The 18,733-nt window shown below is 72.7% G+C and carries 16 protein-coding genes; 8 read left to right on the top strand and 8 right to left on the bottom strand.

Annotation, left to right across the window (positions count from 1 at the left end):
* Window positions 1-61: 61 nt before the first annotated feature.
* A complete protein-coding gene (locus A3IG_RS0115590) occupies window positions 62-517 on the bottom strand; it encodes a carboxymuconolactone decarboxylase family protein (protein WP_018384507.1) in 456 nt (151 codons plus the stop codon).
* Between the two features lie 175 nt (window positions 518-692).
* On the opposite strand from A3IG_RS0115590, the gene cutA reads away from it, so the two are divergent.
* Both cutA and A3IG_RS0115580 read left to right on the top strand, forming a co-directional pair.
* Window positions 693-1,037, top strand: coding sequence for a divalent-cation tolerance protein CutA (gene cutA / locus A3IG_RS0115585; RefSeq protein WP_018384506.1), 345 nt, complete (start codon window positions 693-695; stop codon window positions 1,035-1,037).
* A 112-nt stretch (window positions 1,038-1,149) separates the two neighbouring features.
* Window positions 1,150-2,127 carry a fibronectin type III domain-containing protein gene (locus A3IG_RS0115580; protein WP_018384505.1) on the top strand — a complete coding sequence of 326 codons (978 nt, stop codon included), beginning with the start codon at window positions 1,150-1,152 and terminating at the stop codon, window positions 2,125-2,127.
* Between the two features lie 36 nt (window positions 2,128-2,163).
* Here the strand turns inward: A3IG_RS0115580 and A3IG_RS0115575 are convergent, their stop codons facing one another.
* The 5 genes from A3IG_RS0115575 to A3IG_RS0115555 all read right to left on the bottom strand — a co-directional run bounded on the left by A3IG_RS0115575 (window position 2,164) and on the right by A3IG_RS0115555 (window position 5,730).
* On the bottom strand, window positions 2,164-2,604 hold the full coding sequence (locus A3IG_RS0115575) for an SRPBCC family protein (RefSeq protein ID WP_018384504.1): 441 nt from the start codon (window positions 2,602-2,604) through the stop codon (window positions 2,164-2,166).
* 32 nt (window positions 2,605-2,636) lie between these two features.
* A complete protein-coding gene (locus tag A3IG_RS0115570) occupies window positions 2,637-2,975 on the bottom strand; it encodes an ArsR/SmtB family transcription factor (protein ID WP_018384503.1) in 339 nt (112 codons plus the stop codon).
* The gene (locus A3IG_RS0115565; protein WP_018384502.1) at window positions 2,972-3,430 is read right to left on the bottom strand and encodes an SRPBCC domain-containing protein; all 459 of its coding nucleotides are present in this window, start codon (window positions 3,428-3,430) and stop codon (window positions 2,972-2,974) included. The genes A3IG_RS0115570 and A3IG_RS0115565 overlap by 4 nt, the downstream gene beginning before the upstream one ends.
* Before the next feature lie 134 nt (window positions 3,431-3,564).
* The gene (locus tag A3IG_RS0115560; RefSeq protein ID WP_018384501.1) at window positions 3,565-4,791 is read right to left on the bottom strand and encodes a cytochrome P450; all 1,227 of its coding nucleotides are present in this window, start codon (window positions 4,789-4,791) and stop codon (window positions 3,565-3,567) included.
* A gap of 243 nt (window positions 4,792-5,034) precedes the next feature.
* Entirely contained in the window at window positions 5,035-5,730 is a 696-nt protein-coding gene (locus tag A3IG_RS0115555; protein WP_018384500.1) for a maleylpyruvate isomerase family mycothiol-dependent enzyme, read from the bottom strand.
* A 196-nt stretch (window positions 5,731-5,926) separates the two neighbouring features.
* Between A3IG_RS0115555 and A3IG_RS0115550 the strand changes: the two genes are divergently transcribed.
* Window positions 5,927-7,492 (top strand): alkaline phosphatase D family protein, encoded by a 1,566-nt coding sequence (locus tag A3IG_RS0115550; protein WP_040911594.1) that lies wholly within the window; start codon window positions 5,927-5,929, stop codon window positions 7,490-7,492.
* On the top strand, window positions 7,485-9,182 hold the full coding sequence (locus A3IG_RS29910) for a discoidin domain-containing protein (protein ID WP_018384498.1): 1,698 nt from the start codon (window positions 7,485-7,487) through the stop codon (window positions 9,180-9,182). Before A3IG_RS0115550 ends, A3IG_RS29910 begins: the two co-directional genes overlap by 8 nt.
* 72 nt (window positions 9,183-9,254) lie before the next feature.
* Here A3IG_RS29910 and A3IG_RS29905 read toward each other — a convergent pair whose 3' ends face one another.
* Entirely contained in the window at window positions 9,255-10,925 is a 1,671-nt protein-coding gene (locus A3IG_RS29905; protein ID WP_018384497.1) for an IPT/TIG domain-containing protein, read from the bottom strand.
* Between the two features lie 304 nt (window positions 10,926-11,229).
* Here A3IG_RS29905 and A3IG_RS0115535 point away from each other — a divergent pair, with 304 nt between their 5' ends.
* Window positions 11,230-11,970: an IPT/TIG domain-containing protein gene (locus A3IG_RS0115535; RefSeq protein ID WP_018384496.1), complete on the top strand. Its 741-nt coding sequence runs from the start codon at window positions 11,230-11,232 to the stop codon at window positions 11,968-11,970.
* Between the two features lie 114 nt (window positions 11,971-12,084).
* On the opposite strand, the gene A3IG_RS0115530 is transcribed toward A3IG_RS0115535, so the two are convergent.
* Window positions 12,085-15,828 (bottom strand): nSTAND1 domain-containing NTPase, encoded by a 3,744-nt coding sequence (locus A3IG_RS0115530; RefSeq protein ID WP_018384495.1) that lies wholly within the window; start codon window positions 15,826-15,828, stop codon window positions 12,085-12,087.
* Between the two features lie 234 nt (window positions 15,829-16,062).
* On the opposite strand from A3IG_RS0115530, the gene A3IG_RS0115525 reads away from it, so the two are divergent.
* The 3 genes from A3IG_RS0115525 to A3IG_RS32640 form a co-directional block, all read left to right on the top strand.
* Window positions 16,063-16,965 (top strand): hypothetical protein, encoded by a 903-nt coding sequence (locus tag A3IG_RS0115525; protein ID WP_018384494.1) that lies wholly within the window; start codon window positions 16,063-16,065, stop codon window positions 16,963-16,965.
* A gap of 46 nt (window positions 16,966-17,011) precedes the next feature.
* Window positions 17,012-18,307 (top strand): copper amine oxidase, encoded by a 1,296-nt coding sequence (locus tag A3IG_RS0115520; protein ID WP_018384493.1) that lies wholly within the window; start codon window positions 17,012-17,014, stop codon window positions 18,305-18,307.
* A 217-nt stretch (window positions 18,308-18,524) separates the two neighbouring features.
* The coding region (locus tag A3IG_RS32640; protein WP_158676913.1) for a leucine zipper domain-containing protein at window positions 18,525-18,733 on the top strand (209 nt) is incomplete at its 3' end.

The raw sequence follows: 18,733 nt of genomic DNA, 5'->3' as shown, positions 1-18,733 counted from the left end.
CCCCGAGCGCGCCCCGGGTGGCCCGGACCTCTCCGGGCCACCCGGCGCCGGGTGCGGCGGGTTACCAGACGGGGCCGGCCACCTGCCGGGTCGTCACGTTGAGCCGGTTGAACAGGTTGGTGATCGAGATGGTGAGGACGAGCGACGCGAGCTGTCCCTCGTCGAAGTGCCGGGCCGCCTCGTTCCACACCTCGTCCGGCACCGGGTCGGTCCGGTCGCTGAGCCGGGTGACGGCCTCGGCCAGCGCCAGGGCGGCACGCTCGGCCTCGGTGAAGAACGGCGCGTCCCGCCAGGCCGCCACCGCGAAGAGCCGCTCGTCGCTCTCCCCGGCCTTCCTCGCGCTGTGCACGCCGCCGTGCACGCAGTAGCTGCACCCGTTGATCTGGCTGGCACGCAGGTGGACCAGCTCCAGGGTGGCCTGCGGAACTCCTCCGGCCTTCGCGGCCTCGAGCATCCCTTGGATCGCCGGCAGGGCCTCGGGGAGCACCATGGCCGGGTTCTTCATGCGGGTCTGCATCGTCGTTCTCCCTCAGACGGCGTCGTTGCTTACCCTGTGGACACCGTGGCCCCCGGGAGTGTGACGGCGAACCGCCTGTGGCGTGCGTCACGCTCCCCGGGGACGCGTCGGGGGGCCGGCCGCGCCGCGGCCCGCGTGCCACCCACCCGCAGCCAGACGAACAGGAGGACGGGCCGTGGCCGACGGAGACTTCCTCGCGGTGCTGACCACCGTGGACACCGAGGAGCGGGCGCAGGCCCTGGCCGAGGGAGCGGTGGCCCGGCGGCTGGCCGCCTGCGCGCAGATCGACGCGCCGATCCGCAGCGTCTACCGGTGGCAGGGCGCGGTGCTGACGGACACCGAGTGGCGCATCGTCTACAAGACGACGGCCGCGCGGTACGGGCAGCTCGAGGCGTACCTCCTGGAGGAGCACAGCTACGACACCCCGGAGGTGATCGCCACCCCGATCACCGAGGGCAGCGACGCGTACCTGTCCTGGCTGCGCACGGAGACCGAGCCCAACCCGCCGGCCGGGCAGTAGCCCGTCGTCCGGGGGCCGTCGCCCCCTCAGCACACCGCCGGGCGTCTTGATGTGAACCCGACACCTGTGTCATATAAGTCTAGACCATTGGTGTCGATCGGAAGGCACTCCCGTGCGCCGGTTCCCCCTGCTCGCCGCGCTGACCTGCCTCACCGTCCTGCTGTCGGTCCCCGCCTGCGACTCCGACGACACGGACACCGAACCGCCCTCCACCCCGACCGGCCTCACCGCCGACGCCGGCAGCGCCACCTCGGTCCACGTGATGTGGGAAGCCGCACGGGACAACGTCGCGGTCACCGCCTACCAGGTGTACCTGTCGGGCCGCAGGGTCCGGCAGGTCCCCGCCGACAGGCACATGGTGGACGTCACCGGCCTCGAACCGGGCGCCCGGTACCGGTTCGCCGTCCGGGCCGTGGACGCCGCGGGGAACGTCTCGGCGCGCGGTGCGGAGCGACCGGTGACCATGCCCTCCGCCGACCGCGACGACCGCAGGGCACCCACCCGCCCCACCGGGCTGCGCGGCCGGGCGGAGGGTGCCCGGGCGGCCGTCCTGACCTGGCGCCCGTCCACCGACAACCTGGGCGTGTCGTCGTACGACATCTACCAGGGCGACTCCCGGGTGCACAGCGTCGGCGGCGACCGGTCCACGGCCCGGGTCACCGGCCTGCGGCCAGGGACCGACTACGCCTTCACCGTCCGCGCCCGGGACACCGCCGACAACCTCTCGCCGGCGAGCAACACGGTGGAGCTCACCACCCCTTCCGTCCCCGGCGACGGCTCCGCCACGGCACCCACCGCCTTCCGGGTCCGGTCCCACACCGAGCACGGCGCCCACTACCTCGACCTGTCCTGGCTCCCGCCGGAGACCGAGGAGGACGTCACCGAGTACCAGATCCACCTCAACGGCAGGTTGGCCAGCACGTTGGTCTGGGGCGACGCGGCACCCCCCGGCCGTGCCGACTACAGCCTGCCGGTCGAGGCCGAGGGTGCCGGGACCCGCTACACCGTGCGGATCCGCGGCAGGCTGCCGGACGGCGAGTGGGGCCGGTTCTCCGCCGAGCGCACCGTCACCCTCGCCGGCCCCTCGTGAGGTCGGCGGCGCGCCCCTTCACTGTCTCTGCCGCGCTCAGTTCCAGTTGTCGATCTTGACGTCGTTCGGGGCGGGTTCGCCGGCGCCGGTCTCCAGCAGACGCTTGAGGCTCATCAGGAACGTCGCCCACTTGGTGCTGCAGTGGGACATGAACTCCACCGGCTCGCGCCAGCCCTCGTGCCTGAACAGGACGATGGTGTACTCACCCTCCCGCTTGAGGTCGAATCTGATCTGCGTGCCCACCCACTCATCGGGCCCGTCCACGACCTCCCAGAGCACACGCTCCGCGGGGCTCGTCTCCAGGACCTTCATGTCGAAGCCTCCGGGCCCGAAGCGGAACCGGACCACGCCGCCGAGGGAGGCGTCCCCGTCCGTGCCCTCGGTCCACCAGCGGGAGAGGCCGTCAACGGTGGTGAGCGCCGTGTAGACGTCCTCGGGGTCGACGGTGATGCCGACGCGGTGCAGGATGTCTGCCATCTCGATGTCTCCTTCCGCGCGAGGCGGGCTGGTCAGCCCTGCCCGCGCTGGATCGCCTCGGCGATCCGCTTGATGCGGTGCAGTCGGGCGTCCCAGGCGGCCCCGACCGAGGTCAGTTGTGCGACGGCGCGGGCGAGCTGGGCCTCGTCCACCTCGTAGCGGCGCTCGCGCCCTAAGGGCCTGGCGTGGACGAGTCCGACGCGGTCGAGCACCCCGAGGTGCTTGGCAACCGCCTGGCGGGTCACCGGGAGGTGCTCGCTGAGCGTGGTGGCGGTTCCGCCGTTCTCGGCGAGCAGCAGGTCGAGCATCTGCCGACGTATCGGGTCCCCGACGGCGGACCACAGCTCGTCGTCGATTGCGGTGACGCTCATCGGGTCGCCACCTCGGCGGCGTAGCCGACGAGCCGGGGCAGGAAGTAGTCCCAGCCGCGGACGTGCTCCTGGTACGCCTCCTCCAGCACCGCGGCTTCCCAGCCCTTCTCGCGGAAGCCGGCCTCGGAGAACCGCAGCAGCGTGCCGTTGCCAGTGGGCACGAGGTCGAAGGTCACCAGCAGCGAGTTGCCGGGCCCGGCGGACTCGCCCTCCTCGCAGACCCACCGGAAGGCGAACCGCCGCGGCGGGTCGGCCTCCACGACGGTCAGCAGTTCGACCTTGGTATCCGGCCCACTTCCAAAGCTCACCGTCCCGGTGCCACCCGGTACCGGCGCCTCCAGCTCGGCCTCGTCGGGCCACCACTCCCGCAGGTGCTCCGGCCTGCTGATCACCTGGTAGACCACCTCGGGCGTCGCCTCGATGTGGATCTCCCGCGAGATACTGCCGTACTCCATTGCTCCGCTCCCACCATCACGCAACCTTTGGTTGCATGTGACTCTAGGGCGGGCGGACAGAACGCGCAACCTTTCGTTGCATTTGATTGAGGGGCGCGGGAGGTGCGGCGCCGGCGCCCCCCACCGGGGCGGGGTCAGTTCAGGTGGACCGGGAGTTCCCGCAGGCCGCGCAGCACCAGTTGGTCCTTGTAGCGCAGGGCGTCGTCCGGCACCGCCAGGCGCAGCCCGGGGGCCCGCCGCACCAACTCGCTCAGCGCGACCTCGGCCTCCAGCCTGGCCAACGGCGCCCCCATGCAGTGGTGGATGCCCAGCCCGTAGGCGATGTGGCGGTTGGGCCTGCGGTCGAAGTGCAGCCGGTCCGGATCGTCGAACACCGCGGGGTCCCGGTTCGCCGCGGCCAGCAGCAGCACCACGATCGAGTCCCGGGGCACCGGGACGTCTCCGATCTCCGCGTCCGTCAGCGCCTTGCGGACGGTGAGCTGCACCGAGGACTCGTACCGCGCCAGTTCGTCCACCACCACGTCCTGCCGTTCCGGGTGCTGCCGGAACCAGTCGAGTCGCTCCGGGTCGCGCATCAGGGCGAGGGCCCCGTTGCCGATCAGGCTCGCGGTGGTCTCGTGGCCAGAAACGATCAGCAGGATGCAGGTGGCCAACAACTCGGCCTCGGTGAGGGCATCACCCTCGTCCCGGACCGCGACCAGCGCGCTGAGCAGGTCGTCACCGGGGGTGACCCGCCGCTTCGCGGCCAACTCGGCGAAGTAGTCCCGGAACTCGCCGCGCGCCCGTTCCCGCAGCTCGAGCTTCTCCGGGGACAGGACGAAGTCGGGGTCGAGCCCCTGCGCGAGTGCCCTGATCCAGCCGGTGAACCGCTCCCAGTCGCCGGCGGGCACCCCCATCATGTCCCCGATGAGCGTGGTGGGCAGCGGGAAGGCGAGGGAGGCCACCAGATCGACCTCGCCCTCCTCGGCGAGTGCCTTGTCCAACAGGTCGGCCACCAGGCGTTCCACCGTGGTCCGGTAACCCTCGATCACCCGGGGGGTGAAGGCCCTGCTGACCAGCCTGCGCAGCCGGGTGTGGTCGGGCGGGTCCATGGCCAGGAAGGAGCGCACCGACGGGTCCCGCCCGGGGGCCGGGGAAGCGCCGAGCACCAGTACGTCGCCGCCCCGCCCGAACCGTCCGTCCCGCAGCACCGCCGAGCAGTGCTCGTGCGAGGTGACGACGAACAGCCCCGCCGGCGTGCGCCACACCGGACCCGCCGTGCCGGCCATCCCGCGGTACACCGGGTAGGGGTCGAGCACGAACTCCCGCGCGTAGGGGTCGAAGCCGAGGATGTCGCGGGGATCGAGGGCGTCTGCCGGCACGGGGCAACCTCCAGGACCGAACGGGCGGGCGGGATCGGTGCGGCGCGGTCCGACGCTAGCCGCCGCTACACAGCGGTACAAGCCGTCGACGTTTCGTTCGCGCCGCGATCCGGTGGGCTTCCACAGCGGCTCCAGTCCCGTCCCGTCCGCCGGTCGTTGGGTCCCGCCCGGCCCCGAGTCAGGCGCCGGCTCCCTGCCGGGGGGGCGGGAGCCGGCGCCTGCCGGGGGAAGAACCGCCAGCCGTCACAGCCACGGGGGCAGGTCCGGCAGCCCCGGTGCGGTGTGCCGGCCGGTGAGCCACGCGGCGAGGTCGTCCACCGGCAGCGCCACCTTGGACGGGCCGCCGTGCCCCGGGACGGTCCAGTGCGAGGAGGGCAGGTCGGTGGCGGTCAGGTCGAGTGCGGGACCGTCACCCTGTGCGGAGCGGCGGGCCACGATGTCGTCGATGAGCGCGGGGCAGAAGCCGTCGGGCAGGTCCGCGAAGGTCACCCCGGCGTCGAGGTCGATGGAGTGGATGGTGACCTCGCGGGCGCGCATCCAGATGGTCTCGCTGGCCGGGACGGGGCGGCCCTGCGCGGTGACCACCTGGGCCTGCCAGGCGGGCTCGGGGAGGCTGGCCCAGGACGCGGCGAGCTCGTCGGCGGAGCCGCGCACCCAGGCGCGCAGGTCACCGGGGTCGCGCAGGGCGCCGGCCTCGATGTCGCCGTTCCGCTGCTCGACCGAGTCGTACATCGGGGTGCGCTTTCCGGTGCGCGCCCAGGTCAGCAGCCGCCCCAGCGCCTCGGCGTTGAGGGCGACGTGGGCCACCAGGTGACGGCGGGTCCAGCCGGGCAGGGACGTGGGTAGGTCGAGGTCGGTGTCGCCGAGGCCGTCGAGGGTGCGCAGGAACAGGTCGGTGGCCTCTGCCGTCCACCGGGAAGCGGGAAACGAGTCAGTCATGGGGACATCATCGCGGGGGCCACGCGGGGGTCCGCAGGCCGGTCCTGGCAGTGGGACGACCCGTGGGCCGGACCCGGCGCGACCCCTGGAATCCACCCAGAGTTATTAATAATTTATCGAGACAACGCTTGACCGGTTTTCCCGTGCTGGCGGAGCCTTTGGGCGGTCTCACCACGGATCGGCCATCGGAGGGCTCATGCATGTCCCACGGGCGAGCAGTTCGCTGTCTCGCCGTCAACTGTTGGTGCTGAGCGGTGGCGGCGCGGGGCTGATGGCCCTCGGCCACCTGTCCGTCGCGGAGGCGCGCTCCGCCTCCGGGCTCCCCGACTACCCCTTCCGGCTCGGCGTGGCCTCCGGGGACCCCCGGCCCGACAGCGTGCTGCTGTGGACCCGGCTCGCGCCGGAACCACTGGCTGACGACGGGTTCGGCGGGATGCCCCGCAAGCCGGTCCAGGTGCGGTGGGAGGTCGCGGAGGACAGCGCGATGCGCCGGGTGGTCCGTCGCGGCGAGGTGACGGCCAGTCCGGACTGGGCGCACTCGGTGCACGTGGAGGTGGACGGGCTGCGGCCGGGCCGCGACTACTGGTACCGGTTCTCGGCGGCCGGGGAGCTCAGTGACGTCGGCCGGACCAGGACGACGCCGCCCCCGCACTCGGCCACCCCGGTCAACCTGGGCTTCGTCTCCTGCCAGCAGTGGGAGGTCGGCTTCTACACCGCCTACCGCCACCTGGCCCAGCAGGGTCTTGACGCGGTGGTCCACCTCGGGGACTACATCTACGAGGGCGGCATCAACGCCACCGGCGGCGTCCGCGGGGTACCGCTCTCCGCGGCCCACCGCTCGGAGACGTTGACGCTGCCGCAGTACCGGCTCCGCCACTCCCTGGTGGGCTCCGACCCGGACCTGATCGCCGCGCGGGCCAGCGCGCCGTTCGTGGCGGTGGTGGACGACCACGACGTGCAGGACAACTGGGCCGGCACCACCGAACCCACGCGTGCCACTCGGGAGAACTTCCTGCGCCGACGGGCCGCCGCGCTGCGGGCGTTCTACGAGCACATGCCCCTGCGCCGGTCGTCGCTGCCGCGCGCCTACGACATGGCGCTGTACCGGCGGTTGGACTTCGGCTCGCTGGCCACCGTGTTCGTCCTCGACGAGCGGCAGTTCCGCAGCCCGTTGGACATCGGTGCCCGGGACGACCCCGCCAGGACCATGCTGGGGGCGGCGCAGGAGCGTTGGCTGCTGGACGGTCTGGGGAGGTCCCGGGCCACCTGGAACGTGCTCGCCAACCAGGTGCAGATGTTCCAGCTCGACCGGCTGACCGACCCGGGGCTACAGCAGCTCAACCCGGACACCTGGGACGGCTACGCGGCGGCCAGGAGCCGGCTGTTGACCGGGATCACCGAGCGCCGGGTGGCCAACCCGGTGGTGATGACCGGCGACGCGCACGTCAACCTCGCCTCCGACCTGCGGGTGGACTTCCAGGACCCGGACTCCCCCGTGGTCGCCTCCGAGTTCGTCGGCACCTCCGTCACCTCGGGCAGGGACGGGTCCGACATGACGGAGGGCGGCCGGGAGTGGCTGGCCGCCAACCCCCACCTGAAGTTCTTCAACAACCAACGCGGCTACCTGCGCTGCCGCGTGACGCCCACCGAGTGGACCACCGACTACCTCGTGGTGGACAGGGTGACGGTGCCGGGCGGCACCACCTCCCTGCGCAGGTCGTTCGTCATCGAAGCCGGCAGGACGGGACTGCACGATGCCTGAGAACCACACCGGACGCCGCCCCCGGCTCCCCTACCTGCTCACGCCGTTGGTCACCGCGGCCCTGGTCATCGGCGGCGTCAACCTGGCCGCCGGCCACCGGGCCGAACCGGCCGCCGCGGACCGGGACACCGCCGAGGACGGCCGCGCTGGCGCCCTGGTGGTGTCGGCGAACCTCCAGGACGCGATCCGCGGCGCCGACGCCCGGGACACCCGCGACCTGGACACCTTCGTGCGCCGACTGACCGCGAGCACCCCCCAGGCGCCGGACGTGCTGCTGTTGACCGAGGTGCTCGGCCCCGGGGCGCAGCGGGTGGCCCAGCGGCTCGAGGCGACCACGGGTGACCAGTACCAGGTGCTGGCGGCGCCGGGGCGCTCGGCGTTCCTGTCCGACGGTGCGGTCCGCGAGTCGGCGATCGTGCTGAACACCTCGACGATGCGGGTGGTGCGGGACGCGGCGTTCGTGCGGGTGCAGGGCGAGGACCAGGTGTCGGCCGTCGTCGCCGAACGGGGCACCGACCTGCGGCTCCCCGTGGTCAGCGCGCACGCCGCGGGGGACCCGCTGCCGGCGGTGGAGGAGCTCCACGCCCACCTGTCGCAACTGGCCGCGTCGGTGGACGACGGGGACGCGGTGCCCGTCCTCGGCGGGGACCACCGGGCGAGCCGCTGCGTCGAGCAGGCCGCCTACCAGGCCGTGGACTGCGCGCCGCAGCCCTTCTGGACCGCGCTGACCACCACCCACGGCTACGACGACGCGCTGTTCGACCGGTCGGGCGCGGAGACGGTGAGGCACAGCGGTTACGTCTTCGCCCGTGGCGCCGTGATCGACGCCGGGTTGGACACCTCCTACGCCCGGGACCTGCCCGACTCCACGGTGTGCAAGGACGCCTTCGACTCGGGCCGGTCGAGTTCGGCGTCGCCGGAGTGCCGTGCCGGGTACTACGCCGACGCGCCGTTCGGCTGGGCCGTGGTCGGCGTGGGAGAGCCGGTGCGGCGGGCCGTCGTCCCGTCACGGATCGCCCTGGACCACTGTGAGCTGGGGACCCGCCACGCCGCCGCGCTCGCCCGGGTGGTCAACACCACCGGGGAGGACGTCACCGACCAGGTGCGGGTGGTCGCCCCGGCGGCCCTTTCGGTCACCCCGGAGAGCGGTGAGTTGTCGGTGCCCGCCGGCGAGGCGAGGACGTTGCCCCTGCGGGTGTCCGCCCCGCAGGACACGCCCGCCGGAACCCACGAGGTCGCCGTCACCATCGGGGACCTCGAGACCAGGCTGACGGTGTCCCTGCCTCAGGCGTGCGACGAGGCACCGGTGACGGCGACCAGCTACCACTCCGGGTTCCCGCCCACCCACGCGACCGACGGGGACATCAACACCTTCTGGCACTCGGAGTACTCGCCGCCGACCCCACTGCCCCAGTCGATCACCCTGAACCTCAGGGAGACCCGGCAGGTCAGCACGCTCACCTACCAGCCGAGGTTCGACGGCAACCTCAACGGGACCATCCGCGACTACACCGTGTACACCAGCACCGACGGCCGGACCTTCACCGAGGTCGCCAGCGGGACCTGGACCGTGGACGCACGGCTGAAGAGCGTCACCTTCCCACCGGTGGACGCCCGTTACGTGCGCCTGGAGGCGCTCTCGGCCAGCGGCGGCTCCTACGCCTCGGCGGCTGAGGTCACCGCGGGGTAGGTCCGGGTGGTCCGGCCACCGGTCCGGCAGGGAAGAAGGTCGGGATCCCGCGGAGCACGTCGGCCGCGGGGGTCAGGTGTAGGTGTAGGGGACGGGGGAGGTGGCGGTGCGGCCGTCGCCCGTCGTGACGACGACGGCCGCGGGCCCGGGCGGGCCGGGCGGGGTGATGACCTGGATCTTGACGTCGGACGTGACCTTGAACGCCAGGGCCGCGGCGCCCCCCACGGTCACGCCGGTCACGGGCGTGAAGCCGGTGCCGTTGATGTTGACGGGGCGGCTTCCGGTGCGGGGGCCGGAGGTGGGACTGATGCTGGTGATCGTCAGGCTGCTGAGGTAGGTGAACCCGAGGGTGTTGGAGACGCCTCCCTGGTTGGCGGTGTGGACGGGGACGTTGCCGACGACGGACGACGGCGGGGCGACGACGGTCATCGCGGTGTCCGACAACACCGTGGGGGTCCGCAGCGTCCTCCCGAACCAGAACCCCTTGACGCCGATGAACCTGCGCCCGGTGACAGTGATCGGGGTGCCGCCGCTGACCGGCCCGCTGGTCACCGAGAGCTGCTCGAGGAGGGGCAGACGACGGTAGTAGAAGAAGCCGACGGTCGCGGTGCCCCCGGGGGACGTGACGTTGACCGGCGCGTTGCTGAGGATGTTGGACGGGGTGACCACGGTGAGGTGGTCGTCGTCCACGACGGTGAACGCGGCGGGTGACGCCCCGAAGCGCACCGCGGTCGTTCCGGTGAAGCCCTGACCGGTGATGGTCACGGTGGCTCCGCCGCCGCGGCTGCCCTGGTGGGGGGTGATGCTCGCGGGCCGCCTCAGGACCGTCACGCCGCTGCCGCCGCCGTTGGTGACGTAGAGCCGGTGGCTGTCCGGCGTCGAGGCCACCCGCTGCGGGGAGCCGAGTCCGGTGAGCGTGGTGACCACGGTGGCCGTGACGGGGTTGGTGACGGTCACCAGGCCGCGACCGGGACTCGTGGCGTACAGCAGGGTGCCGTCGGGCGAGAAGGCGAGCGACTCCGGACTCGCCGCCGGGGCGACGGTGCCGGTGATGGCGTTGGTGGCGGTGCTGGCGACCTTCACCGCGTCGGTGCCGGAGTCCGCCACGTACAGGCTCGAGCCGTCCGGGGAGACAGCCAGACCCCGGGGAGCGGTGAAACCGGTGATGCTCGCCGTCACCGTGTTCGACGCGGTGCTGATCACGCTCACCACACCCGCGGCGGGCACCGACGCGTACACAACGGCGCCGTTGGGCGCGACGACGACGGTGTCCGGGGAGCCCGCGACGTTGACCGTTCCCGTGATGGCGTTGGTGGCGGTGCTGGCGACCTTCACCGCGTTGGTGCCGGAGTCCGCCACGTACAGGCTCGAGCCGTCCGGGGAGACAGCCAGACCCCGGGGAGCGGTGAAACCGGCGATGCTCGCCGTCACCGTGTTCGACGCGGTGCTGATCACGCTCACCACACCCGCGGCGGGCCGGGTCGCGTAGAGGCGGGCACCGTTGGGGGAGATCGCCAGGTCCCGGGGGCCGGAGCCCACCGGTACGGTGCCGCTGACGGTGTCGGTCGCGGTGCTGACGACGGTGATCTCCGCGCCGCCGGAGTCGGCCACGTACCCGGTCGCGCCGTCGGGAGTCACCACGATGCCGACCGGTGCGGGGCCGACCGCGATGGTGTGCGGAAGGAGCAGGTGCGGCGGTGTGGACGCCAGGACACCGGAGTTGGGGGCGGCGATCGGGACCATCGTGTCCTCCCGGAGACTGCGCTCTACGGTGTTTCCAGAAAATGCGCGGCGACGGGACAATTCCGATCCGCTGCGGAAGAGGGTTCCCCACACACTGCACTTCACCGGACCGACCGGGGGCACGACCGGGCTGACGGACGCGCCGGGCAGCGATTCATACAGTCCTATTCACATCTTCGTGCCCCTGTGGAATTCCCGTGCGCTCTCCTCGGCACCACGTTCTGCTGTTCCAATCGCATTGAGTGGTCACCTGCCCGGTTCGCGAACTTGCGACTCGGAGCCGACCACAGCAAGGAGCGAAGACGTGGTCACCATCAATCCCAACCAGGGCCCGACATCCGGCGGCAACCCCGTCGTCATCACCGGCTCGGGAGGATTCACCAACGCAACGGGTGTGCTTTTCGGAACCAAATCCGCGTCGTTCACCATCGACACCGACACCCAGATCACAGCGAGCGCGCCGGCGAACAGCGGCGCCGCGCAGGTCGTCGTCAACACGCCGTTCGGGAACACCGACCCGGTCTGGTACTACTACATCCTGCCGCCGAGCACGACGAGTCTCAGCACGACGTCGGGGCCGCTCACGGGTGCCGCACTCACCATCAACGGCGCCAACCTGTACACCACCACCGCCGTGCACTTCGGCACCGTTCCCGCGGCCTCCTTCACCGTGGTGAACGACACCAAGGTCAACGTCGTCGCGCCGACCCTGACGACCCCGGCCACCCTCCCCGTCAACGTCACCACCAAGGGCGGCAGCACCAACGGGCTGAGCTTCCGCTTCGTCGCCGCCCCCACCGTCACCAGCATGGACCCCACGTCCGGGCCGGACTACGGAGGCACCGCCTCCACCATCGTCGGGACCAACCTCAGCGACGTCACCGACGTCCTCTACGGCACGGACTCCGCCGCCTACCAGCTCGTTGACGACTCCACCCTGATCGCGTACTCCCCCGGGGGCACGGGGACCGTTCCCCTCTCCCTCGTCAGCGTCGGCGGCAGCGACACCACCCGGTCCTTCACCTACGTCACCACACCGGGCTGAGCCCGTTCCCCACCGGACCGACGGCGTTCGGCGCCGGTCGCGTCCCCCGGCCCCCGGGCCGGGCGGTCGTCACCACGTCGGGGGAGGTTCCCAGCCCGGGACCGGGACGGGCACTCAGCAGGTCTCGCGGTAGGGCACCTCCGGCAGGTAGGTCTTCCAGTCCGCCCGGGACAGACCGCCCCCGGCCCGTCGGCAGGCGGTGGCGACCGCGCGTTCCGGGTCGATGGGGTAGGCCTGCCAGGGCACGTGCTCGCCGGACGCGTAGAGCGTGCCGCCGTCCGGGGAGAAGGCGAGCGCCAGGACCCGGTCGCCGGGTGTCGGCTGCACCGACCCCAGCCTGAGCCGGGAAGGGACGTCCCACAACTGCACCAGGCCGTGCGCACCGCCCACCGCCAGGGTGCCCCCGTCGTGCGAGAACACCAGCGCGGACACCTCCTCGCGCTCGCCCCGACCGGTGCCCGGGAGCACCCCGAGCAGGTGCTGGAGGGTGCTGTCCCAGAGGGTGACCCGGCCCCAGGGCTCGGCCACCGCCAGGTACCGGCCGTCCGGGCTGAAGGCGAACCGGCACTCACACGCCCCCAGGGCGGTGCGGACCGCCGCCCCCGAGGGGAGGCGGAGCAGGGTGCCTGAGGTGGTGAGCAGCAGCCGGCTGTCGGCACCGAGCGCCGCCAGTTCCCCCTCCTCCTGGTACTCGTACCCGCTCCCGGGGTGGCGCACGGTCCGCGTGGTCCCCCGGTGGACGTCCACCACGACGATCCCGTCGGGGTCACCGGAGGTCAGCAGCCTGGAGCCGTCGGGGCTGAGCAGCGCGCCGGTGAGCCCCGCGTCCGGCTGGCGTGGCGTCACCTCGCGGACCAGGCGCCCCGTGCGGACGTCGGTGATCCGTACCCGGTCCGGGAACCGCGGGTCGAACACGGCACCCGTGCCGTGCGCGAGGAGCCCGCCGTCGGCGCTGAGCGACATCAGCTCGAGGGACCCCTCGTGGTGGACGCCCCGGGGGAAGGTGATCGGCGGCAGGCTCCGGGTGACCCGCCCGCTGTCCCCCTCGCGCAGCGCGAAGCGCTGGGTGCGCCCGTCCCGCCAGGAGGTCGCGAGCACCCGGCCGTCCGCGCTGAACAGGGCCCGGCTGATCGCCTGGGAACGCCACGAGGGGTCCACGGCCCGACCGAGGTCAAGGGTCCGCACGGCCTGACCCGTGGCCCGCCCGGCACCCAGGTAGCGGATGGCCCGGCCGGCGACGTCGAGCTCCAGGGCGTCGGCGAAGTCGTTGACCAGGGGGTGCCGGAACACCGGGGCCTCGGGCCGGTCCAGCCTCCACAGCAGGATCTCGCCGGACCCCGCCGTCGCCAGGAACCGCCCGTCGTCGCTGAACACCAGGGTGTCGGGGGCGTCCTGGTCGAGCGCGGGCAGCGCCCGGCCGGAGGGCACCTGCCAGCGGCGGACTCCGTTGGCGTCGGCCACCGCGAGGGTGCGCCCGTCCGGGCTGAACTCCATGAGCTCCCCACCGGCGCAGCGGGCCTGGGCCGGCCAGGCGTCGGAGACCCGGGTGCCGCTGCGGGTGTCCCAGAGTTCGAGCTTGTCGTCGGCGGCGCAGACGGCCAGGTGCCGGCCGTCGGCGCCGGTGACCAGGGCGAGCGGCAGGTCGCCGCCGCGGGTCCCGGTGGTGAAGACCCTCCGCTGCCGCCGCACGTCCCAGACCTGGACCTGTTCGTCGTCGCCCGAGACCACGAACCGGCCCCCGCGGACCAGTCCCTGGAGGGAGCCGCCGCCGTCCGCCTCGGCCAGCGGCGGTCCGAAGGCACCGGCGCGGTACCGCCCCCGGCGCACGTCCCACAGCCGTATCCGCCCCTCCGGGCCGGTGAACAGCGCGATGGTGCGACCGTCCCGGGTGACGTCCAGCGGCCCGATGTCGACCTGCGCGCCGAGGCCGGGGTGGGTGGCGATCCGGCGGTGGGTCCTGGTGTCCCACTCCGCGACCTCGCGCGCGGACACGGTCAGCAGGGTCCGCCCGCCGGCGGTGAGGAACATCTGGGTGTCGCGTCCGGTCGGGGGACGGAACGCGGGCTGCTGGGGTTGGGTCAGCGCGCCCATCAACGCCGACCGGGTCTCCGGGGTGTGGCCCAGTCTCCAGGCGGCCACGCTGAGCCGCAGCGCCCTGCCGGGGTCCGACGAGCGCAGGCTGTCCGCGACGGCGGCGATCCGGCGGGCGGCGGCCTCGGTGCGCTGCCGTTCGCTGGTCTGGTTCTGCCGCCAGGCGACCGTCCCGGCGACCAGTGCGAGGACCACCAGCACCGACAGGACGCTGAGGAGGGTGCGCAGGCGTCGGGTGGTCCGGGCGGCGGCGCGCCGCTCCTCCTCGCGGGCCGTGGTGCTGGCGGTGAGGAAGCTCCGTTCGAGGTCGGTGAGGTGGGCCCGCTGCTCGGCGGAGGGGAACGTGCCCTCGGCGGTGACCAGCCGGGACCCGCGGTACAGGGCGCCGGGGTCCCGGCCGAGCTCCTCCCAGGTCCTCGCCGCCTCGGTGAGCCTGCGGTGCACCCGCAGCCGCTCCCGGCTCTCCTCGAGCCAGCCGCGCAGCCGGGGCCAGGCGGTGATCAGCGCCTCGTGGGCGAGGTTCACCGTCCCCTCGTCAACGGTGAGCAGGCGGGCCTCGACCAGGTGCGCCAGCACCACCGTGGGGTCCCCGAGCGGGCCGGCGGCCAGTTCGGCGCGGTCCACGGCCCTGCGGGTGTCCTGGGCGCCGTCCCCGGGGGCGATCAACCTCAGCAGCAGGGCACGGGCGAGGGCCGCCTGGTCGGGGCCGAACCGGGCGTAGACGTCCTCCGCGGTCTTGGCGATGGCGCCGTGGAGTCCCCCGGCGCGCTCGTAGGCCTCCTCGGTGAGCGTGCGGCCCCGGCGGCGCCGCCAGGTCTCGAGCAGCACGTGGGACATCAGGGGCAGCCCGCCCGGTTCGTCGGCGACCTCCCTCACCAGCCGGGTGGTCAGGGCGCGTTCCACGGTGTAGCCACCCGCCATGGCCGGTTTGACGATGGCGTCGCGGAGCTCGGCCGGGCTCATCGGACCGACCAGCAGGTTCTGTTCGCGCAGGGCGGCGGCGAGGCCGGGGTGCTCGGCGCAGCGCCCGTAGAAGTCGGCGCGCACCGCGACGACCACCCTCAGTCGGCCCCCGGGTTCCCTGGCGGCGAGCAGCCGCTCGACGAACCGGTTGCGTTCCGCGGCGTCCTGGCAGAGCGTGAAGACCTCCTCGAACTGGTCCACGATCACACAGGTGTCGCCGTCGGTGTCCCGGGGTACGAGGAGTTCGGCGTGGGTGCTGGCCGGGCGTTCGCCCGGCGTGCACACCCGGATGACGGACGGGGGCGGCCCTGTCCCCTCCCCGTCCCGCAGCGCGGGGATCAGACCGGCCCGCAGCAGTGAGGACTTGCCGCTGCCGGACGGGCCGAACACCGCGGTGAACCGGCCTGCCGCGACCAGCTCGACCAGCTCGGCGACGAGCTGGCCGCGCCCGAAGAACCGCTCGCGGTCGGCCACGTCGAACCGGGACAGGCCCGGGTAGGGGGCGGTCCCCGCGTCGTCCTCGGCGGCGCGGCCGGCAGCGTCCTGCTGCTCGGCGAGTCGCCACCGTTCCTCCCACTCCCCCGGGTCGCCGCCGCACGCCCGCACGTACGCCAACGTCACAGCGAGTGAGGGGAGTTGCTCGCCGGCCGCCGCCCGGGACAGCGTGGTGACGGAGTACCCGGCGGTGGCCGCCATGGCCCGGTAGGTGATTCCCCCCGCCTGCCGCCGCAGTGCGCGCAGTTCGAACGCGAACCGCTGCACGGGGCCCGCGTCCGGGTCCAGCGGCGTCTCCCGACGTCCCACTCCGTACCCCCTGTCGTTTCGCCGCCCACCGTGCCCGTGGCCGTCCCCCGACGCCCTCCCACCCGCACGGAATTGTTTCCCATGGTGGCAGGGGGTGCCGAACAACTGCACGGCGGCTTGACTCCGTTCGGGTGTTCGCCTGGAACCGCGCCGGAAGGACGTGTGCGGCCCCGGCGGACGACACCTGCACGAAGCCGCGCGCACACCGCGCGCACGGGAGGAGAAGAGATCCACGTGAAGGAACAGGGGGAGGACACGTCCGAGGCACCGGGCGCGGCGGAGGGGACCCGCTCGCGCCCGGGCACCGGAACGTGGGCGTCCCGCCGGGTGCGGGGCGTCACGCTGCGTCGGGTCCTGTGCGGCCTGGGGGTGGCGGTGGCGGGGACCGCGGCGATGGTGGCCATCACCGTCCCGTTGAACGCCTCCGGGGACGACGGCGACCGGGCGCGGAGCGCGCCACCGGGGTCCTCGGCGGACCCCTCGGGGGGGACGGGGAACAGTGACGCGCCGGGCACGGTCGCTCCGGTGGACCCGCCCGCGAAGCGGGGCGTCGGCACCGATCAGCTCACTCCGGACGAGGAGGAACGGGCGCGGGCCCTGGCGCTGGGCCAGGACCGTGCCGCACGCAGCACGAGTGAGGACGTGCGGGGCAGGACCGGGGCTCCGCAGTACCTCCGGGTGGAGCTGCTCGAGGACCCGGACGGTGGGTTCGGCTCCTCCACGGCGGACCGCCGCGCCGAGGTCTCCTACTACGACTACGGCGACGACACCCTGGTCCGCAAGACGGTGGACCTGAGCACGGGCGAGGTCACGTCGTCGGCGAGGACCTCCGGCGCCCAGCCGCCACCCACCCGGCAGGAGGCCGCGGAGGCCGCGGCGGTGCTGCTCCGGAGTCCCGCCGGGGCCGGACTGCGGCAGGACTACCGTGCCGCCACCGACCGCCAGCTCACCGACGCGGACCAACTGACCGTGCGGGGCATGATGTACCGCGCCCCCGCCGGCGCCACGGGGCAGGCCGCCCAGTGCGGCGAACACCGCTGCATGACCCTGTTCACCCGGGTCAGGGGCGGGCCCTGGATCGACACCCGGTACCTCGTCGTCGACCTGAGCGACCGTGTCGCGTTCCGCGTCCGTTGACGTCCGGCGGCCAACGTCGGCACTCCCTCACCTCGGAGTCTTCCCCATGCGCATGACCTCCCGACGCCTCGCCATGTCCGCGGCGACGGCGTCCCTGTTCGTCCCCGTGGCCCTCGCCGGGGGGCAGGCCCAGGCGGCGAAGGCGGCCCCGCAGGCCGGCCCGACCGCCGCCCGGTGCAGCACCGGCTCGGCCATCAGCAAGAAGCTGCCCGGCGGTACCACCTGGCGGATGTGCTGGAACAACCACTCCACCGCGGGGCTGGTCCTCACCGGCGTCTCCTACCAGCCCAAGTACGAGGCCAACCCCATACCGGTGCTCTCCAGCGCCCGCCTCGCGCAGATCAACGTCCCGTACGACAGCGGCTCGGTGGAGTACAACGACCTCACCGCCATGGAGTTCGGCAGCGGGCTGCTGCCGTTGCAGCCCAAGGACTGCCCGGGCGGCGTCATCAAGTCCGTGCGGGTGTACGGACAGCCGGTCAAGGGATTGTGCATCACCACCCAGCCCCGGGGCTTCGCATACCACGGGGACAGCGGTGACGTCGGCGAGGACCCGCCGAAGGTGGACAGCGCCCAGGGCCAGGACCTGGTCATCTACACCCTCAACGCGGTCGGCTACTACCAGTACATCACCCAGTGGAACTTCTCCGACGACGGCACCATCACCGCCAAGGCCGGCGCCACCGGCAACCTGTCGCCGGGGGACTACGACGCCGCCGACGGCACCGGGTGGCCGATCGGCCGTGGCTCCGCGGCGAAGGCCACCAGCCACCACCACAACATCTTCTGGCGGCTGAAGTTCCACGACGGCACGGGCAGCCCCGGCGTGGAGCAGTACGACACCAAGCAGACCGGGACCAGCAGGGACGGCGTGCCGATCCTGAAGACCACCCGGAAGCCCATCACCAAGGAACTCGCCGGCGACGCGGCGAACAGCCGCTGGTGGCGCCTGGTCAGCAAGAACGGCAAGAACAGCGACGGCCACCGCCGCTCCTGGGAGCTGGTGCAGCAGCACACCGACAAGTACCAGCCGCACCCGTGGACCAAGCACGACGTGTACTTCACCCAGTACCGGGCGTGTGAGAAGTACGCCAGCGAGAACTCGATGTTCGACCGCTCCTGCAAGGACACGGTCAAGCACTTCGTCAACGGCGAGCAGCTCACCAACCCGGTGGTCTGGGTGAACGTGGGCTTCCACCACATCGCCCGGGACGAGGACCAGACGCCGATGCCGGTGCACTGGCAGGGCTTCCAGATCGTGCCGCGTGACGTGACGGCGATGAGCCCGCTCACCCCGGGGCACCTGCACAAGCCGCGGTACAACGGCGAGCCGGAGTTCTGACCGGTCGGCTCACCGTCACACTGCTCCTCCCCCTCGGCCGTTTCCCCGCCCATGGCGACGGCCGAGGGGGAGGCCGCGTCCTGCCCCCGGCGGCGTCGTCGGCCCTAGGTGTACTGTCCCGGGACGTTGGTGACACGCGTGCTGGGTGCTTGAACGGGTGAGGGCCTTCTGGGTTCGGTGTGGATTGCGANATCTGCACCGACCGCAGGAGGCCCTCGTGTCCCACCGTAACGCCCCGCTGACTCCGACCGGACGGCTTCGCCTGGCCCGGTGCGTCGTGGATGAAGGCTGGCCGTTGCGGCGGGCCGCGGAACGCTTCCAGGTCAGCCACACCACCGCCGCCCGGTGGGCGGGCCGCTACCGGCAACTGGGCCCGGCCGGGATGCTCGACCGCTCCAGCCGCCCCCACCACAGCCCGCGCCAGAC

This window comes from Wenjunlia vitaminophila DSM 41686 (assembly GCF_000380165.1).
Lineage (GTDB): Bacteria > Actinomycetota > Actinomycetes > Streptomycetales > Streptomycetaceae > Wenjunlia > Wenjunlia vitaminophila.
The sequence above is the reverse complement of the archived record's forward strand: the minus strand, read 5'-3'. Positions and strand labels throughout refer to the sequence as shown.